Origin of the sequence: Micromonospora sp. NPDC049366 (genome assembly GCF_044466625.1) — a bacterium.
GTDB lineage: Bacteria > Actinomycetota > Actinomycetes > Mycobacteriales > Micromonosporaceae > Micromonospora.
In genome coordinates, this window is record NZ_JBITMV010000009.1 from 184682 (window position 1) to 201304 (window position 16623).

13 protein-coding genes are annotated in these 16623 nt (G+C 75.6%); 10 read left to right on the forward strand and 3 right to left on the reverse strand.

Translation table 11 applies throughout. The features are described from left to right. The first annotated feature begins 5 nt into the window (after positions 1–5). Positions 6–1196 (forward strand): low temperature requirement protein A, encoded by a 1191-nt coding sequence (locus ACIBTV_RS15380; RefSeq protein ID WP_396705210.1) that lies wholly within the window; start codon positions 6–8, stop codon positions 1194–1196. 74 nt (positions 1197–1270) lie between these two features. Here ACIBTV_RS15380 and ACIBTV_RS15385 read toward each other — a convergent pair whose 3' ends face one another. The 3 genes from ACIBTV_RS15385 to ACIBTV_RS15395 are packed head-to-tail and all read right to left on the reverse strand — an operon-like array spanning position 1271 to position 4777. Next, complete coding sequence (locus tag ACIBTV_RS15385; protein ID WP_396705212.1) at positions 1271–2245, reverse strand: alpha/beta fold hydrolase; 975 nt, start codon at positions 2243–2245, stop codon at positions 1271–1273. Then, positions 2242–3300 (reverse strand): SDR family NAD(P)-dependent oxidoreductase, encoded by a 1059-nt coding sequence (locus ACIBTV_RS15390; protein ID WP_396705214.1) that lies wholly within the window; start codon positions 3298–3300, stop codon positions 2242–2244. Before ACIBTV_RS15390 ends, ACIBTV_RS15385 begins: the two co-directional genes overlap by 4 nt. Beyond that, positions 3293–4777, reverse strand: a complete 1485-nt coding sequence (locus ACIBTV_RS15395; RefSeq protein ID WP_396705215.1) for a flavin-containing monooxygenase — start codon at positions 4775–4777, stop codon at positions 3293–3295. Before ACIBTV_RS15395 ends, ACIBTV_RS15390 begins: the two co-directional genes overlap by 8 nt. A gap of 112 nt (positions 4778–4889) precedes the next feature. Here ACIBTV_RS15395 and ACIBTV_RS15400 point away from each other — a divergent pair, with 112 nt between their 5' ends. The 9 genes from ACIBTV_RS15400 to ACIBTV_RS15440 all read left to right on the forward strand — a co-directional run bounded on the left by ACIBTV_RS15400 (position 4890) and on the right by ACIBTV_RS15440 (position 16593). Next, positions 4890–5552, forward strand: a complete 663-nt coding sequence (locus ACIBTV_RS15400; protein ID WP_396705217.1) for a TetR/AcrR family transcriptional regulator — start codon at positions 4890–4892, stop codon at positions 5550–5552. A gap of 93 nt (positions 5553–5645) precedes the next feature. Next, positions 5646–6272, forward strand: coding sequence for an ATP-binding cassette domain-containing protein (locus ACIBTV_RS15405; protein ID WP_396705219.1), 627 nt, complete (start codon positions 5646–5648; stop codon positions 6270–6272). Beyond that, a complete protein-coding gene (locus ACIBTV_RS15410) occupies positions 6269–7534 on the forward strand; it encodes a hypothetical protein (protein ID WP_396705221.1) in 1266 nt (421 codons plus the stop codon). Before ACIBTV_RS15405 ends, ACIBTV_RS15410 begins: the two co-directional genes overlap by 4 nt. Beyond that, the gene (locus ACIBTV_RS15415) at positions 7531–9300 is read left to right on the forward strand and encodes a hypothetical protein (RefSeq protein ID WP_396705223.1); all 1770 of its coding nucleotides are present in this window, start codon (positions 7531–7533) and stop codon (positions 9298–9300) included. Before ACIBTV_RS15410 ends, ACIBTV_RS15415 begins: the two co-directional genes overlap by 4 nt. Continuing rightward, entirely contained in the window at positions 9297–11693 is a 2397-nt protein-coding gene (locus ACIBTV_RS15420; protein WP_396705225.1) for a hypothetical protein, read from the forward strand. Before ACIBTV_RS15415 ends, ACIBTV_RS15420 begins: the two co-directional genes overlap by 4 nt. A 200-nt stretch (positions 11694–11893) precedes the next feature. After that, positions 11894–13009 (forward strand): glycosyl hydrolase, encoded by a 1116-nt coding sequence (locus tag ACIBTV_RS15425; protein WP_396705227.1) that lies wholly within the window; start codon positions 11894–11896, stop codon positions 13007–13009. A 385-nt stretch (positions 13010–13394) separates the two neighbouring features. After that, complete coding sequence (locus tag ACIBTV_RS15430; protein WP_396705228.1) at positions 13395–14633, forward strand: D-alanyl-D-alanine carboxypeptidase family protein; 1239 nt, start codon at positions 13395–13397, stop codon at positions 14631–14633. An 82-nt stretch (positions 14634–14715) separates the two neighbouring features. Continuing rightward, on the forward strand, positions 14716–14946 hold the full coding sequence (locus ACIBTV_RS15435) for a DUF2188 domain-containing protein (protein ID WP_396705230.1): 231 nt from the start codon (positions 14716–14718) through the stop codon (positions 14944–14946). Positions 14947–15102: 156 nt separating this feature from the next. Next, positions 15103–16593, forward strand: a complete 1491-nt coding sequence (locus tag ACIBTV_RS15440) for an aminotransferase class V-fold PLP-dependent enzyme (protein WP_396705232.1) — start codon at positions 15103–15105, stop codon at positions 16591–16593. Positions 16594–16623 lie beyond the last annotated feature (30 nt).

The window sequence follows — 16623 nt, forward strand, 5'->3', positions numbered from 1 at the left end:
CAGCGGTGACCGAGATCCGATCCGTGCGGCCCTGGCACCGCCAGATGACCGGCCGCCGCCGGGACGAGCCGCACCGCTCCGCCACGACGCTGGAGCTCTTCTTCGACCTCTGCTTCGTGGTGGCGGTGGCGCAGGCGGCCACGAGTCTGCACCACGACGTGTCCGAGGGCCGGTTCGGTCACGCCGTCGGCAGCTATCTGATGGTGTTCTTCGCGATCTGGTGGTCGTGGATGAACTTCACCTGGTTCGCGTCGGCGTACGACACGGACGACGACGTGTACCGGATCACCACCCTGGTGCAGATCAGCGGCGCGCTGATCATCGCGTCCGGCGTACCGCGGGCGTTCGCCGAGGGCGACTTCACCACGATCACCTACGGGTACGTGGTGATGCGGCTGGCCGCGGTCGTCCACTGGCTGCGGGCGGCGGCCGGCGACCCCGACCATCGGGCCGCCGCCATCCGCTACGCCGTCGGGATCGCGGTCGTGCAGGTGGGCTGGCTGCTCCGGCTCGTCCTGCCCGAGCAGTGGCGGGTGACTTCCTTCGCGGTGCTGGCGCTGGCCGACCTGCTGGTGCCGGCGATCGCCGAGCGGCCCGGCATGACGCCGTGGCACCCGCGGCACATCGTCGAACGGTACGGCCTGTTCACCCTGATCGTGCTCGGCGAGGTGGTGCTGGCGACCTCGGTGGCGTTGCAGACCGGCGTGGACGCCGGCCAGCACGACCTCTGGTCCCTGGCCGCCGCCGACGCGGTGATCGTCTTCGCCCTGTGGTGGCTCTACTTCGACCGGCCGGTCCAGGTGTCGACCCAGCTGAGCGAGGCGCTCTTCTGGGGGTACGGCCACTATCTGATCTTCGCGTCGGTCGCCGCGGTCGGGGCGGGCCTGGCCGCGGCCGTCGACCAGGAGCGGCACCTGGCGCACCTGTCCCGCACCGACGTCGGCTACGCGGTCGCCGTGCCGGTCGCGGTCTACCTGATCACCGTGTGGTTGGTGCACGTCCGCCGTCGGGAGCGGGGCGCCCGGGCGGTGGCCTTCCCGGTGGCGGCGGGGCTGGTGCTGCTCGCGCCGCTCGGGCCGGCACCGGTCCACCTCGTGGCTGTCCTGCTGTTCCTGCTGGTGGTGAGCACCGCGGTCGGCCGACGGCCGGCCCGGCAGACGACGCCGGCCGGGGCCCCGGAGGGGCCGGGGTCGTGAACGGCGGCGACCCGCCCCGCCCGAGAGCGGCCGGCCCCCGCGCGGACGCGAGGGCCGGCCGGTGCGCGCTCGGTTCAGCCGGCCTCGGTGGCCGGTCGGCGCTTGCCCGCGCCGCGCGGGTCGTCGACCGTCGCGGTGAGGGTGGCGCCGCCGGGTGCGGACCAGAAGTCGAGCAGCAGCCGGTGAAACTCCGCGGCCCGCTCGATCTGCGGCATGTGCCCGCAGTCCTGGAACAGGTGGGTGCGGGCCCGGGGCAGCCGCTCGCGGGCGGCGTCGAGGTGGGCCGCCGGCAGGATCAGGTCACGGTCGCCCCAGACCACCAGGACCGGCACGTCGCGCGCGGCGAGCTGGGTGAGCAGCTTCTCGCGCCACTGGGGCCGGACGCCCCGGAAGCCGCCGAGGCTGCGCAGGGTTTCGAGCAGGACGCGCGGGGTGTACGGCTGACGGGCGACCTCCAGGGCGTACGCCACGCGCTCGGCGGTGGCGAACGACGGGTCGTGGAAGAGCGCGCGTTCGACCCGGAGGGCGGACCGGCGTCGGGGGCGCAGCATCAGCCGGCCCAGCGGGCGCAGGGCGAGCAGCCGCAGCGTAAGGGCCACCTCCTGACCGAAGCCGGCGCTGGCGACCAACGCGAGGCTGGCCACCCGTTCGGGTTCGGTGACGGCGAGCTGCATGGCCACCGCACCGCCCAGCGAGTTGCCGACCAGGTGCGCGGGCTGGTCGACGCCGACCGCGTCCAGGTAGCCGGCGACGAAGCGGGCCAGCGCGGGCAGCGAGTAGGGCTCGGTCATGGGCAGCGACCCGCCGTAGCCGGGCAGGTCGACGCTGTGCACCCGGAACCGCTGGGCGAGCAGCTCGTGCTGCTCGGTGAAGTCGCGCATCGTACGGCCGATGCCGTGCAGCAGCACGACCGGCGGGCCGTCTCCGTCGATCCGGTGGCGCACGCGGCGCCCCGCGACGGTGACGTGCCGGGGACGGTCCCAGTGGTACGCGGCTCCGGGGGATCCGTTGACGGCTACGGGGTTCGCACGGCCGCTCGTGGCGCTCACGCTGACTCCCTGGCGGTTTCGGCGGCCGGCTGCGGTGCCGGTCGCGGGGCGGGTACGGCGACCGGCGGTGTGGTGGTCGGCGCCGTGGTGGGTGGGGTGTGGTCCGCCGCCGGCCGGGAACCGGTCGGCGACGGGGGTGGGGTGTGGTGCGGCGCCGACCCGGTCGGCGCGGTCAATGGGGCGTCGGCGGGTGCCGGGCCGGGGGTGGTGGTGCGCGGCGTGCCCGTGCCGGTGCCCCGCAGGCCGAGGGCGATGACCCGCTGGTAGCCGGCGGGAGCCACCCGGACCAGCAGGTCGGGCAGTTTCGCGGACCAGCCGATCAGGGCGCGGCCCCGGCGGCGGGTGACGGCGCGCAGGATCACCTCGGCGGCCCGCGCCGGTGGGATGGTGAGCAGCTTCTCGAACTGCCGTCGTCCCTGCTCGTACTCGGTGGGTTCGACGCCGCTGCCGACGCGGGCGTTGGCGGCGATGCGGGTTTTGATGCCGCCGGGGTGCACGGAGGTGACGCCGATACCGTCCTCGGCCAGCTCGGCGCGCAGCGCCTCGGTGAACCCCCGGACGGCGAACTTGCTCGCCGCGTAGGCGGTCTGGCCGGGCGGGGCCATCAGCCCGAACAGGCTGGAGACGTTGACCAGGTGGGCGCCGGGCTCGGCCTTGAGCGCGGGCAGCAGCGCGTGGGTGAGCTGCGCGACGGCCCGAAAGTTGATGTCGACGACCCAGCTGAACTCCTCGAAGGTCACCTGGTCGAAGCGGCCGCCGAGGGCGACCCCGGCGTTGTTGACGAGCAGCCGGAGCCGCGGGTGCCGCTGCCGGATCTCCGCGGCCACCCGCGCGGTCTCCGCCGGGTCGGCCAGGTCGACGACGTAGGTGTGCAACTGCCGGTCGGGGTGCGCGGCGCGGATCGCGGCGACCACGGCGTCGAGCCGCTCGGCGTCGCGGTCGAGCAGCACCAGGTGGCTGCCGCGGCGGGCCAACGCGTGTGCCAGCGCCTCGCCGATGCCGCTGGCGGCGCCGGTGACCAGGGCCGTGGCGCCGGCGAAGTCGAACCTACGCACGCGACGCGCTCCTCTCCTGGCTGCCGGCGCGGGAGAATCGCACGCCGGAGTCGGTGAGCCGGCCGTGCCGCATCAGCAGCACGTCCCGCGGGTAGTTCTGGTAGAGCCGCCACGGCGCGGAGACGCCCTGTTTGGGGAACGCTTCCAGGCTACGCAGCACGTACCCCGCCTGGAGGTCGATCAGCGGCACCCGCTGCTCCCCCGGCGGCGGCAGCGGGGTCACGATCTGCTGGCCGGTGCGGTCGAGGTGGCGCAGCAGCCGGCACACGTACGTGGCGACGAGGTCGGCCTTCAGCGTCCAGGAGGCGTTGGTGTAGCCGACGGTCAGGGCGAGGTTCGGCACGCCGGAGAGCATCGTGCCCTTGTAGGCGACACTCCGGCTCAGGTCGACCTCGACGCCGTCCACGGTGAGGGTCATCCCGCCGAGCGCGAGCAGGTTGAGCCCGGTGGCGGTGACCACGATGTCGGCGGGCAGCTCCGCGCCGGAGGCGAGACGGAGGCCGTGCTCGGTGAACGTGTCGATGGTGTCGGTGACGACCGAGGCCCGGCCGGCCCGCACGGCGGCGAAGAGGTCACCGTCGGGCACCACGCAGAGCCGCTGGTCCCAGGGGTCGTAGCGGGGTGCGAAGTGCGTGTCGAGGTCGTATCCGGCCGGCAGGCGGGTGCGGGCGGCGCGGCGCAGCGCGCGCTTCATCAGGCCGGGCGCGCGCCGGCTGAACTGGTAGCTGGCCGTGCCGAGCAGGACGTTCTTCCACCGCACCACCGGGTAGGCGGCCTTCGCCGGCAGCCACCGTCGCAGCAGGTCGGCGAACCGGTCGCGCGACGCCAGCGGGATGACGTACGTGGGTGAGCGCTGGAGCATGGTCACGTGGGCCGCCCGCTCGGCCATGGCGGGCACCAGGGTGACGGCGGTGGCACCGCTGCCGATCACCACGACCCGCTTGCCGTCGTGGTCCAGGTCGGCGGGCCAGTGCTGGGGGTGGACGAGCCGGCCGGTGTACCGCTCGAGGCCGGGGAAGGCCGGTGTGTAGCCGGCGTCGTAGCGGTAGTAGCCGGCGCACACGTGGAGGAAGCCGCAGGTCAGCTCGACCGTCGCGCCGGTGTCCTCGCGGTGGGCGTGGACGGTCCACCGGGCCGTCGCGCTGTCCCAGGCGGCGCGCACCACCCGATGCCGGAAGCGGATGCGCCGGTCCACACCGTACTCGCGGGCGGTCTCCCGCACGTACGCGCGGATGGCGTCGCCGTCGGCGATCGACCTGGGGTCGGTCCACGGCTTGAACGCGTAGCCGAGGGTGAACATGTCCGAGTCGGACCGGACGCCCGGGTAGCGGAACAGGTCCCAGGTGCCGCCGATCGCGTCGCGCGCCTCCAGCAGCGCGTAGGTGCGGCCCGGGTGTTCGCGTTGGAGGTGGCAGGCGGCGCCGACGCCGGACAGCCCGGCGCCGACGATGAGCACGTCGACGTGGTCGCAGGCCATGGCAACTCCCGGTGCGGGGTGGTGCACCGGACCCTATCCATCGCCGTCGACGTCGGTCAACACCCTGTCGACTGACTCGACAGGGTGTTGAGCCACGGTAGGATCGACGGCCATGACGACCGTCCGCGCCACCGGCGGGGGTGCGAGCCCGCGTGGGCGGCGCGTCGCGCGGTCCACCGGCGACCACCGCGAGCTGGCGATCCTCCGCACGGCGGAGGCGCTGCTGGAGCGGCGGCCGTTCCCCGACATCTCCATCGACGACCTGGCCCGCGGGGCCGGCATCTCCCGCCCCACGTTCTACTTCTACTTCCCGTCCAAGGACGCCGTGCTGCTCACCCTGCTCGACCGGGTCACCGAGGAGGCCGACGCGGCGGCCGGCGACGCGCTGGGCCACCTCGCCGAGGACCCCCGGGTCCGGTGGCGGCAGCTGATCGGCCGCTTCCACGACACGTTCCGGGCGCACAAGGCGGTCGCGCTGGCCTGCGCCCAGGTACGCGGCACCAACGCCGAGGTCCGCCAGCTCTGGGCGGCGGTGCTGGAGCGGTGGGTGCAGGCCACCGAGACCGCCATCGAGGCCGAGCGGCGACGCGGCGCGGCCCCGGGCGGCCCATCGGCGCGGGACCTGGCCATCGCGCTGAACTCGATGAACGAACGCGTCCTGTATGCCACGTTCGCCGCCGACGGGCCGGCGATCGCCGCGCCGGACGTGGTGGACGTGCTGCTCGACGTCTGGTTGTCGGCGATCTACCGCAGCACCGCTCCCCCGCCCGCCTGACCGGGCCGACGTCACCTCCACTGTGGAGGGCACGGGACATCGATTGTCGGCACGATGTGCCACCCTGGGACGGGGTTGACGAGATCACCGGAGGTGAGAGTCACGCTACGGCTGCGCGCACTGGTCGCCGTACCGGGCACCGGTCCGGTGACCCTGGACGTCCCGGCCGGACGGACAGCCGCCCTGGTGGCACCGCGCCGGGTGGGCACGGCGGTCGCCCGGGTGCTGGCCGGGCTCGCCGCGCCGGTCGCCGGGCGGATCATGGTCGGCGAGCGGGACGTCACCGACCTGCCGCCGCCGCGCCGCCAGATCGGCTACGTCCCGGCCTGCGGCGCGCTGCTGCCGCAGCTCACCGTGCGGCGCAACATCTCCTACGGCCAGCGCAAGCGCGAGCGGGTGCGCGAGGTGGCCGACGACTGGGCGGCCACGGTCATCGACCGGCTGGAGTTGGCGCCGACGCTCGCGCTGCTGCCCCACCTGCTCTCCGACGCCCAACGCTTCCGGGTGGCCCTCGCCCGGGCCGCCGCCTGCCTGCCCGAGGTGCTGGTGGTCGACCTGCCGACCGGGATGGCCGCCGGTGGACGGCTGGCCGATCTCGTCCCCCGGCTGTCCCCGCCGGACGCCCCGGGCGTCGCCGTGCTCGTGTGCACCGCCGACCCGGCGACGCTGGCCGAGATCCCCACCCGGGTCACGCTGGTCACCGAGGCGGCGGCGCGATGAGCCGCGCACTACGCCGCCGCACGCTGCTGCGGGCCCTCGCCGCCGGCCCGGCGACGGTCGCGGCCGGCTGCGGCGACGAGACGCGCGCGGTCCAGGTGGCCGTGGTGTGGAGCGGCGGTGAGCTGGCACGGTTCCGCGAGGTGGTGGCCGGCTACGGCACGCCGGTACACGTGATCAGCGCCGGCAACGACATCGACGCGTTCCTGCGCGCCCGGCACCTCGCCGGCACGAGCCCCGACGTGGCGATCCTGCCCCGGCCCGGCCTGGTCACCGAGTACGCGCGACGCGGCTGGCTGCGCCCGCTCGCCCCGGCCCCCGGCTACGCCGTACCCGGCGACCTGGGCGGTCTGCTCACCGACGACGGGCAGCGCCACGGGCTCTGGGTGAAGGCGGCCCACAAGTCGCTCTTCTGGCACCTGCCGTCGGTCCTGCCGCAGCCGCCCGGCAGTTGGGACGAGCTCGTCGCGCTCACCCGCCGCCTCGCCGCCCGGGCCCGGCGCGCCGAGGGCCCGGCGCCGCTGGCGATCGGCGCGGCCGACGGCTGGGTGCTGACCGACTGGTTCGAGAACGTGCTGGCCGACCTCTCCCCCGGCGGCTACGACGGCCTCGCCGGGCCGGACGCCGACTGGCAGGGTCCGCCGGTGCGCGACGCGCTCGACCGGCTCGCCGAGATCTGGAGCGTCGACGGCGCGTTCCCGGGTGGCGCCCGCCGGGCCCTGCTCACCCAGTACGAGGAGTCGGTGATCCAGGTGGTCCACTCCCGGCGGGCGGTGCTGGTCTTCGAGGGCGACTTCGTCGAGGACGTGGTGCGCCGGTTCCGGCGCGGGTCGCCGCCGCCGTCGACGTTCCGGTTCCCCGGCAGCGGGTCGGGCGGCGGGCCGCTCATCGTCGGGGGCGACGCGGCGGTGGCCTTCAGCCCGGCCGGGGTGGACCTGGCGGGCTGGCTCACCGACCCGGCCGCGTTCCGGCCGTGGCTGCGGGCCGGCGGCTACCTGTCGCCCAACCTGACCGTGCCGCCGGACAGCTACGCCGACCCGATGCGCCGCCGGCTGGCCGGCGAGCTGCGCACGGCCGCGACCCTGCGGTTCGACCTCTCCGACCGGCTACCGGGCCCGTTCACCGGCTCCGACGGCGTCGGCATCTGGCGGATCATGCAGGACTTCTTCGCGGACGTCACAGCGGGGGTGCGGGCGGCCGAGGCGGTGCGCCGGGCCACCGGGCAGCTGGCGGCGGCGGCCCGACGCGCGGGCGGCGGGCGATGACCCGGGCACCGGTTCTCGGCGAGCTGGCCGTGCTCGACGACGTCGGTCCACCGCGGCGCGGGCGCGCGTACCCGGCGGCGGGCGCCACGTCGGCGCTGCTGCTGCCGGCGGCGCTGCTGCTCGGCGGGCTGGTGCTCTGGCCGGTGCTGCGGATGCTGCACGCCAGCGTGACCACCGACGGCCGGTGGGTGGGGGCCGCCCACTTCCGGGCGGCGCTGTCCGCTCCCGGCACCGGCGCGGTGGTGGGACGCACGGTGCTCTGGGCGCTGCTGGTGCCGGCCGTGGTGACCGGGCTGGGCTACCTGCTGGCCGTGGCGTCCCGCCGCTCACAGGAGGGCGGGCTGGTCCGGCTGATCCTGGTGGCGCCGATCGCGCTGCCACTGGTGGTCACCGGGGTCACCTTCCGGCTGATGTACGACCCGGACCCGTCGCGGGGGCTGGCCACGCTGGTGGCCGCCACGCTGACCGGCCGCTCCGCCGGGGAGGCGCCCCAGCTGCTCGGCCCGGGCCTGGTCACCGTCGCCCTGATGTCGGCGTTCGTGTGGGCGTGGGTGGGGCTCGCCCTGCTCGTGTTCCGGGCCGCCCTGGACCGGGTGCCACCGAGCCTCGCCGACGCCGTACGGGCCTACGGGGGCGGCCGGCGGCACGTGCTCTGGGACGCGCAGTGGCGACCGCTGCTGCTGCGCACCGGCGCGGTCGTCTTCGCGCTGGTGGCGCTCGGCACCAGCCGGACGTTCGACCTGATCCTGGTGATGGCGCCCGGTTCGGTCCGCGACGAGGCGGCGGTGCTGGCCCTGCGGGTGTGGCAGACCTCCGGCGGCACCACCACCGGCGAGGGGGCCGCGCTCGGCGTGGTGTGGCTGCTGGCGGTGGTCGCCGGCATGCTGGTCGCGGCGCTGTTCGTCCGGCAGGCGTGGCCGCCGCCGCGCCCCGCCGACCCGCCCGAGCCGGACCCGGCCGCCACCGCGCCACCCCGGCTGTTCCGGCTGCTCGCGGCGGGTGCCGCGGTGGCCTGGCTGGTGCCGCTCGGCGCGCTGGTGGCGACGTCGCTGCACGGGCCGGTGGACGCGGCGGCGGAGGGCTGGTGGTCGGCCCCGCCCAGCCTCGACTCCTACCGCGAGGTGGTCACCGGGGCGGAGCTCTGGCGCGCCCTGACCTTCACGCTCCTGCTGGCCACCGTGGTGACCGCCGCCGTGCTGGGCGTCGCGCTGCTCGCCGCGTACCCCCTGGCGTGGCTGACCGGCCCCACCGCCCAGGTCACCGGCCTGCTGCTGATGGCCGCCACCATCGTGCCGGTGCAGGCGATCGCCGGCCCGGTCAACGAGGTGCTGGGCGTGGCGCTCTCCTCCGGCACCGCCCGTGGTCTGGCCCTGGTCCACGTGGCGCTGGGCGTGCCGTTCGCGGTGCTGGTGCTGCGCAACGCGTTCGCCGACCTGCCGGCCGAGCAGGTCCGCGACGCGCGCCTCGGCGGACGGCACTGGTGGGGCACGCTGCGCCGGCTGGCCCGACACAACCGCCCGGCGATCGTCGCCGTGTCCGTGCTGGAGTTCGTGCAGGTGTGGAACGACCTGGTCGTCGGCCTGCTGTTCAGCGGCCCGGACGCGGCGCCGCTGGGGCTCTTCCTCGCCGGGCAGACCCGTGGCTTCGTGGCGAACAGCGGCGCGCTGGCCGCCGGCTCGGTGATCGCCTCGGTGCTGCCGGTGCTGCTGGTCGTCCTGGCCCGCCGGCACCTGGTGGCCGGTCTCGTCTCCGGCGGCGTGCGGTGACCGGGCCCACCGGCGCCGGCGGGGGTCGCCCACCCCGCTGGCCGGTGCTGGTCGCGGTCGGCACACTGGTCAGCGGCGTGCTCGCCAACATCGCCAGCAACCTGCTGTCCGAGCTGGCCGACAGCCTGCTCGGGCCGGCGAGCATCGTGCTGCTGGTCACCGGAGCGATCGGCGGGGTGGTGTGGGAGGTCTACCGCCGCCGGGGCGGGCCGCCGGTCGGCACCGAGCCGACGGAGATCGTCGCGCAGCCGCCGACCGGCGCGCCGACGCTGCCGTACCCGGCCGGCTTCACCGGGCGGGGCGAGCACGTGGAGTCGATCGTGGCGCTGCTCCGCCGGGAGCACGCCGTGGCGGTGCTCGGCCGGCGGGCGGTGGGCACGTCGGCGTGCGCGGTGCAGGCGGCCAACCTGTGCCGGGAGAGCTACCCCGACGGGCAGTTCTACCTGGACCTGCGTCGCGGCGGCCGGCCCCACTCGGCCCGGCAGGTGCTCACCGCGCTGGCCCGGATCCTCGGCACCGCGGCGCCCACGTCCGGCCGGGCGGACGCGCTGGCCGCAGCGGCCGACGCGCTGCGCCGCCACCTCGACGGGCGGCGGATGCTGCTGGTGCTGGACAACGTGGACCGTCCGGAACAGGTGCGGGCGCTGCTGCCCCCGACCGCCCGCGACTGCCGGCTGCTCTTCGCCGGCGGCCCCGCGCTGGCCGCGCTGGAGGGGGTGGTGGCGCACTGGATCGCCGAGCCGGGCCCGGCCGAGGCGGTCGAGTTGTTCGCCGCCGCGGGTCAGGCCGCCCCGGCCGCGCGCGCCCGACGGGTGGACCCGCGTACCGACCCGGCCGTCGGCTCCATCGTGGACCTGTGCGGGCGGCAGCCGCGTACGGTGCGGGCGCTGGGCTACCGCACCGCCCAGCACGGTTGGCGGCACGCCGACGTGCTGGACGCGCTGCGCCGGGCCGTGCAGACACCCCCGCACCAGCGGGTCACCGTCTCCCCCGCCGCGCGGCTGGTCACCGAACGGGACACCGCCTACCGGGCGCTGTCGCGGCCGGCGCGGCGGCTCTACCGGCTGATGTCGCTGAGCCCCGCCCCGGTGGACCGGCCCGCGATCGCCGCGCTGGCCCGCCGCCGGCCGGAGCAGGTCGCCGCGCTGCTCGACGAGCTGGCCGCCGCGGCGTTCGTGGTCGGCGCGCGCGGCGACCGCTACGAGATCCGGCCCCTGCTCGTCGGGTTGGCGCGGCTGCACCTGCGGGCCGCGGAACCGGCCCGGGCCCGGGTCGCCGCGCAGGCACGGCTCACCCGGCACCTGGCCCGGCGGGCCGAACGGCACGCCACCAATCTCGCCGCGCTCGGCTCACCCCCGGACCGGGAGTGGTCGCTGCCGCTCGACGACGACCCGTACGGCTGGTTCGACCTGCACCAGGAGCTGCTGCTGGCGGTGGTGCGGGTGCCGGCGGGCGCGGCGGAGACCCTGCCCCGACGCGTACGCCGGTGGTGGTTCCGGCTGGCGGTGGCGCTGTGCGGGTGGCTGGCGTACGCCGAGCGGCTGCCCGAGTGGGAGCAGGTGTGTCGTACGGTGCTCGCCACCCCGACCGCCGACGACCGGCCGGAGATCGCCGGTTGGGCGCACAACGAGCTGGGTGTGCTGCGCCGTCGCCGCCACGACCCGCAGGGCGCCGCCGCCGCGCTGACCCTGGCGGTGGCCGAACGGGGCCGCCGGGGCACCGCCCAGGCGCGCATGAACCTCGGCCTCGCCCTGCTCGACCTGGGGCAGCTCGACGACGCGGTCGAGCACCTGGAGCTGTCCCGACGGCACCGCTCGGGGGCGGACCGCGCCGGGCACGCGCTCACCGACCTGGGGTTGGGTGCCGCCCGCCTGGCCCGGGGCGAGTTGGACGCCGCCCACCACCACCTGGTCCGGGCGGCGAACACGTTCCGCTCGCTCGGCGACGCGCGGGGGTACGCCGCCGCGTTGACCAACCTGGTGCTCGTGCACGCCGGGCTCGGTGAACACCTCGACGCGGCGCAGGCGTGGCGGGCGGGGCTGCGCGAGTACGACGCGGTGACCGACCCGACCAGTCGGGCCGCCGCCCTGCTCAACGCCGGTGCCACGCTGCTGGCGACCAGCCCGGGGCAGGCCCGGCAGGCGTACGAGATGCTCGCCGAGAGCTGTCGGCTGCGCGAGGGCACCCGGGCGACCCCCGGTCTCGGCCGGAGCCTGCTCTACCTGGGCGACGCCGCGGCGGCGATGGGCCACCCCGACGAGGCGCACCGGCACTGGGTGGACGCCGCCGGCGTCTGCGAGGAGGTCGGCGACGCCGAGGGGCAGGCGGCGGCCGACGCCCGCCTGAGCCCGGACGAGCCGGCGGCCGACGACGAACCGGCCCTGCGCGCCTGACGGCCGGGGTCACGCCCGGCCGGCCCGGTCCGCCCTCGATCGCCGACGGGTCGCCGGGTGCGGGGACGGGTCCGCGCGGATCCCCCCATGCGGTGGGAAAACCGTAATCTCGACATCTGCCGCTGGTCTCCCGAAGGGAGGCGCTGGTGGGGCTGACCACCGGCGCCGCTCAGTGCCCGGACAGGTGAGGAGTGGAGACGATGCGCGGAACCGGACACGGTGGACCCGACACCGGCCCGGAGCTGACGGCCCGTGACGGCGCGCCCGCGGGGGTGGGCGTCCGGCCCACCCGAGGCGCCCACGCCGCACCGCGGCGGGCCTACCGGGTGCTGGTGCCGCTCGCGGCCGGCGTCGCGGTCGTCCTCCTCGCGGGGGCGGCGGTCGTCGGGACCCGGCCGTCCGACCCGGCACCCACGCCGGCCTCGACGCCGCTCGCCGAGGCGCTGCCGTCCGCGCCGCCGGAGTCCGCCTCGCCCTCGGCCACCGCCCCCGCCGCGCCGGCGACCCCGGCGGTGACCTCGTCCGCGAAGCCCTCACCGCGGCGGTCGACGGCCCACTCGGCCCCACCGGTGACCGCGGTGACGTCGAAACGCAAGGGCGTCGGCGTCTGGACCTTCGACGGTGTCAGCCAGGCCCTGGCCAGCTCGAAGGCGAGTTGGTACTACACGTGGAGCGTGGCGCACCCGGGCGTGACCAGCCCGAAGGACGCCGAGTTCGTCCCGATGATCTGGGGGGCCGGGAGCGTCACCGCCGGCAATCTCGACCAGGCCCGCAAGAACGGTCGCTACCTGCTCGGTTTCAACGAACCGGACATGGGCGGGCAGGCCGACATGAGCGTGGAGCGCGCCCTGGAGCTGTGGCCGCAGTTGGAGGCGACCGGCCTGACGCTGGGCAGCCCGGCGGTGGCGTGGGGCGGGGACCGGCCGGGCGAGTGGCTCGACCGCTTCATGACGGGCGCCAGGCAACGCGGGTACCGGGTCGACTTCATCGCCCTGCACTGGTACGGGGGCGATTTCACCACCGCGAACGCGGTCAACCAGCTGAAGTCGTACCTCCAGGCGGTCCACGACCGCTATGACCTGCCGATCTGGCTGACCGAGTTCGCGCTGATCGACTTCTCCGACGGCGTCCGGTTCCCGACGCAGCAGCAGCAGGCGGCGTTCCTCACCGCGGCGACCCGGATGCTGGGCGGGTTGCCGTGGCTGCACCGCTACGCCTGGTTCGGCCTGCCCGCCAGCGACAAGGACCCGACCGGGCTCTTCCGCTCCGGCACCGAGGCGACCGCCGTGGGCCGGGCCTTCCAGGCGGCCCGCTGAACGCGGCGGCGGGACGGCACCGGACATCCGGGACGGGACCGGTCGAGGCCGACCGCCGCCGGACAGCCCGTCCGAGCCGGGCCGGCGCGACCGTCCACCCCCAGACGGCACGGTCGGCGACCTTCACCCCGACCGCGGCGCGTCCGGTCCTTGTGCACGGGGACCCGTCGTAGCGGTACAGGGTCGGGCCGAAATGCCCTATCGGGGCCTCGACTTTGCGCTCCGGACGGCCACTGTCGGCAGTCGCCGACGCCAATGCGTTTCGCGTCTGCTTTGTCCGTCGAAGGCGCTGTCGCACGTGCTCGCCGGGGTCGGGAATCGGTTGCCGGTAACGCTTTTCCCATTCGGGCCGGCCGCGCCCCGACGACGATTACCGTACGTTGACGTGACCATCTTCCGTGTTACCGCCGTCACGCTCAGCGCCGTGCTGGCGTCGGCCGCGACGGCGGTCGCGCCGGCGGCGGCTGCCGCGCCGTACGTCCGTTGTCCGACGGTGCAGCCGCCGGTGCCGCCGCCGGCCGTGCCGTCACCACCGGCGGTCAATCCCGCGCAGGCCGCGGTCGGCGGGCCGGCCATGGCAACTGCGGGGCTCGCGGCGCCGCCCGGCGCCCCGGCGGTGCCGGGCGTGACCGCCACGTCGTGGCTGGTCGCCGACCTCACCAGCGGTGCGGTCCTGGGTGGATGCGCGCCCCACGCGCACCGGACGCCGGCCAGTGTGCAGAAGTTGCTGCTGGCGGCGGCCCTGATGCCTCGCCTCGACCCGCGCCAGGTGGTCGAGGTGACCCGGGCCGACCTGCGCGACCTCGACCCGGCCAGCTCGCTGATGGGAGTCGTTCCGGGCGGCCGATACTCGGTCGAGAGTCTCTGGCTGGGGCTCCTGCTCCGGTCCGGCAACGACGCCGCCAACGTGCTCGCCCGCGTCGGCGGCGGCAGCGACGGCCGACAGGGCGGGGTCGACGCGATGAACGACGAGGCGCGCCGCCTCCGCGCCCACCAGACCCACGCGGCGACGCCGTCGGGTCTGGACGGTCCGGGCCAGTACACCAGCGCCTACGACCTGGCGCTGATCGCGCGGGCCGCGTTCGCGCGGGAGGACTTCCGGCGGTACGTGGCGGCACCGGTGGCGCAGATCCCCGCCCGCCCCGGCACACCCGGGTTCTCGATCACGCACGACACGACGCTGCTGGGGCGCTACCCCGGCACCCTCGGCGGCAAGACGGGCTTCACCGACCTGGCCCGACAGACGTACGTCGGGGTGGCCGAACGCGACGGCCGGCGGCTCGTGGTGACCCTGCTCGGCGCGGAGACGGCGCCGCTGGGCAGCCTGGGCGAGGCGAGCGCCCTGCTCGACTGGGGGTTCGCGCTGCCCCGGCACGCGGCGGTGGGTCAGCTGGTGGCGCCGGAGGACAAGAAGCAGGACCGGCCGGTGGTGCCGGTCAAGGGCGAGCACCCGCAGGGCACGGCCCACTCCTCGCCGCTGTCGGCGCCGACGTGGCTCGGACTCGCCGCCGCCCTGGTCCTCGCGGTGCTGCTCCTCGCCACTCCCTGGTGGCGCCGGGGTCGACAGCCGACGGCCGAGCCGCCGGCCCTGGAGAACGCCACCCGCGACACGACGACGACGTAGCCCGGCGGCGATGGACGAGGTTTACCGGAGGGTCGCCAGGGCAGATGTGTAGACCTGACCACACCAACAGGGAGGCCAGGTCATGGTCAAGGGTGACATCGACACGTACCACCAGGACGGCCAGTGGAAGAACCGTCCCGAGGGCAACGTGCGGGCCAGCAGCACGCACGAGACCAAGGCGGAGGCGGAGAGCACGGGTCGGGACATGGCTCGCGACCGCGACGCCGAGCACGTGATCAAGAACGAGGACGGGCGGATCGGCGAGCGGAACACGTATCCCCGCAGCCGTGACCCCCGCGAGATCAAGGGCTGAGCCGATCGGACACCCGGGCGCCGACCGGACCGGTCGGCGCCCGGACGCTGTGCCCCCGATTGATCGTCGTCATCAGGACAGCGGATCGGGTGGCGTGGATGCCATATTCGACGGCACGGATCGACCGACGATCCACCGAGCGGATTGGCCACCCCCATGACGACCGAGCGGCCCGCGCCTGAGGCCTACCCGGGCCCGGCGGCGCTGGCGGCCCACCCGACGTACGCGGCCACGGCCCACATCGACGACCTGCGCGCCACCGAGTACCGCCACCTCGACCGGGACGGGCACGTCTACCTCGACTACGCCGGCGCCGGGGTGGCCGCGCGCTCGCAGATCGTCGCCCACCACGACCGGCTGCTGTCCGGGCTGTTCAGCAACCCGCACTCGGAGAACCCCACCTCGGTGGCGGCCGATTCCCTGGTCGAGTCGGCCCGCCGGGCGGTGCTGGACTTCTTCCGCGCCGACCCGGCCGAGTACGCGGTCGTGTTCACGCCCAACGCCAGCGGGGCCTGCCGGCTGGTCGGTGAGGCGTACGCGTTCGGCCGGGCCCGAGCACTGGTGCTGACCGACGACAACCACAACTCCGTCAACGGCATCCGCGAGTACGCGCGCGCGGCGGGCGCCCCGGTGCGCTACGTCCCGCTGACCGGCCCGCACCTGCGGGTGGCCGAGGCCGACGTGGTCGCCGCGCTCACCGGCCCGGGTGGGCTGGTCGGCCGGGCCCGACGGTGGCGCGGATCGGGCCCGCGGGGGTTGTTCGCGTATCCGGCGCAGAGCAACTTCAGCGGCGTGCAGCACCCGCTGGGCTGGGTGGAACTGGCCCAGCGCCACGGCTACGACGTGCTGCTGGACGCCGCCGCGTACGTGCCGACGAACCGGCTGGACCTCGGCGTCGTCCACCCCGACTTCGTCTGCCTGAGCTGGTACAAGCTGTTCGGCTACCCCACGGGGGTCGGCGCGTTGGTGGCCCGGCGGGAGGCGTTGGCGCGCCTGCGGCGGCCCTGGTTCGCCGGTGGCACGATCCGCGCGGTCAGCGTGCGGGGTGACTGGCACCGGCCCCTGGACGACGAGTCGGGGTTCGAGGACGGCACGCTCAACTTCCTGAGCATCCCGGACGTGGAGTTCGGGGTGCGCTGGCTCGACGGGATCGGCGTGGACCTGGTGCACGCCCGCGTCGGCCTGCTGACCGGCTGGCTGCTGGAGCGGCTGACCGCGCTGCGGCACCGCACCGGGCAGCCGCTCGTCGAGGTCTACGGGCCGCCGACGGCAGACGGCCGCGGTGGCACGGTGGCGTTCAACTTCCGCCGGCCCGACGGTTCGCTCGTCGACGAGCGCCTCGTCGCGATCGACGCGTCGGCCGCCGGGTTCTCCCTGCGGACGGGGTGCTTCTGCAACCCGGGTGCGGGTGAGGGGGCGTTCGGCATCACGCGGCGCACCCTGCGCCGCACGCCGCTCGCCCACGTCGAGACGATCGACCAGTACCTGGCCGCGCTGGGCGTGCCGACCGGCGGCGCCGTGCGGGTCTCCTTCGGCCTGGCCTCGACCGCGGGGGACGCCGAACGCTTCCTGGCCTTCGCCGAGTCGACCTACCTGGACCGGGCGGGGCCGGCCAGCACGCGGCTGGCGCCCCGGCAACGCTGCTGACCGGGCGGGCGTCCGCCGGTGCCGGCGCCG

Bases quoted from the DNA above. Each gene is read 5' to 3' on its own strand.
- ACIBTV_RS15395 (WP_396705215.1), bottom strand. From the start codon at position 4,777: ATGGCCTGCGACCACGTCGACGTGCTCATCGTCGGCGCCGGGCTGTCC.
- ACIBTV_RS15400 (WP_396705217.1), top strand. From the start codon at position 4,890: ATGACGACCGTCCGCGCCACCGGCGGGGGTGCGAGCCCGCGTGGGCGG.
- ACIBTV_RS15410 (WP_396705221.1), top strand. From the start codon at position 6,269: ATGAGCCGCGCACTACGCCGCCGCACGCTGCTGCGGGCCCTCGCCGCC.
- ACIBTV_RS15415 (WP_396705223.1), top strand. From the start codon at position 7,531: ATGACCCGGGCACCGGTTCTCGGCGAGCTGGCCGTGCTCGACGACGTC.
- ACIBTV_RS15425 (WP_396705227.1), top strand. From the start codon at position 11,894: ATGCGCGGAACCGGACACGGTGGACCCGACACCGGCCCGGAGCTGACG.
- ACIBTV_RS15435 (WP_396705230.1), top strand. From the start codon at position 14,716: ATGGTCAAGGGTGACATCGACACGTACCACCAGGACGGCCAGTGGAAG.
- ACIBTV_RS15440 (WP_396705232.1), top strand. From the start codon at position 15,103: ATGACGACCGAGCGGCCCGCGCCTGAGGCCTACCCGGGCCCGGCGGCG.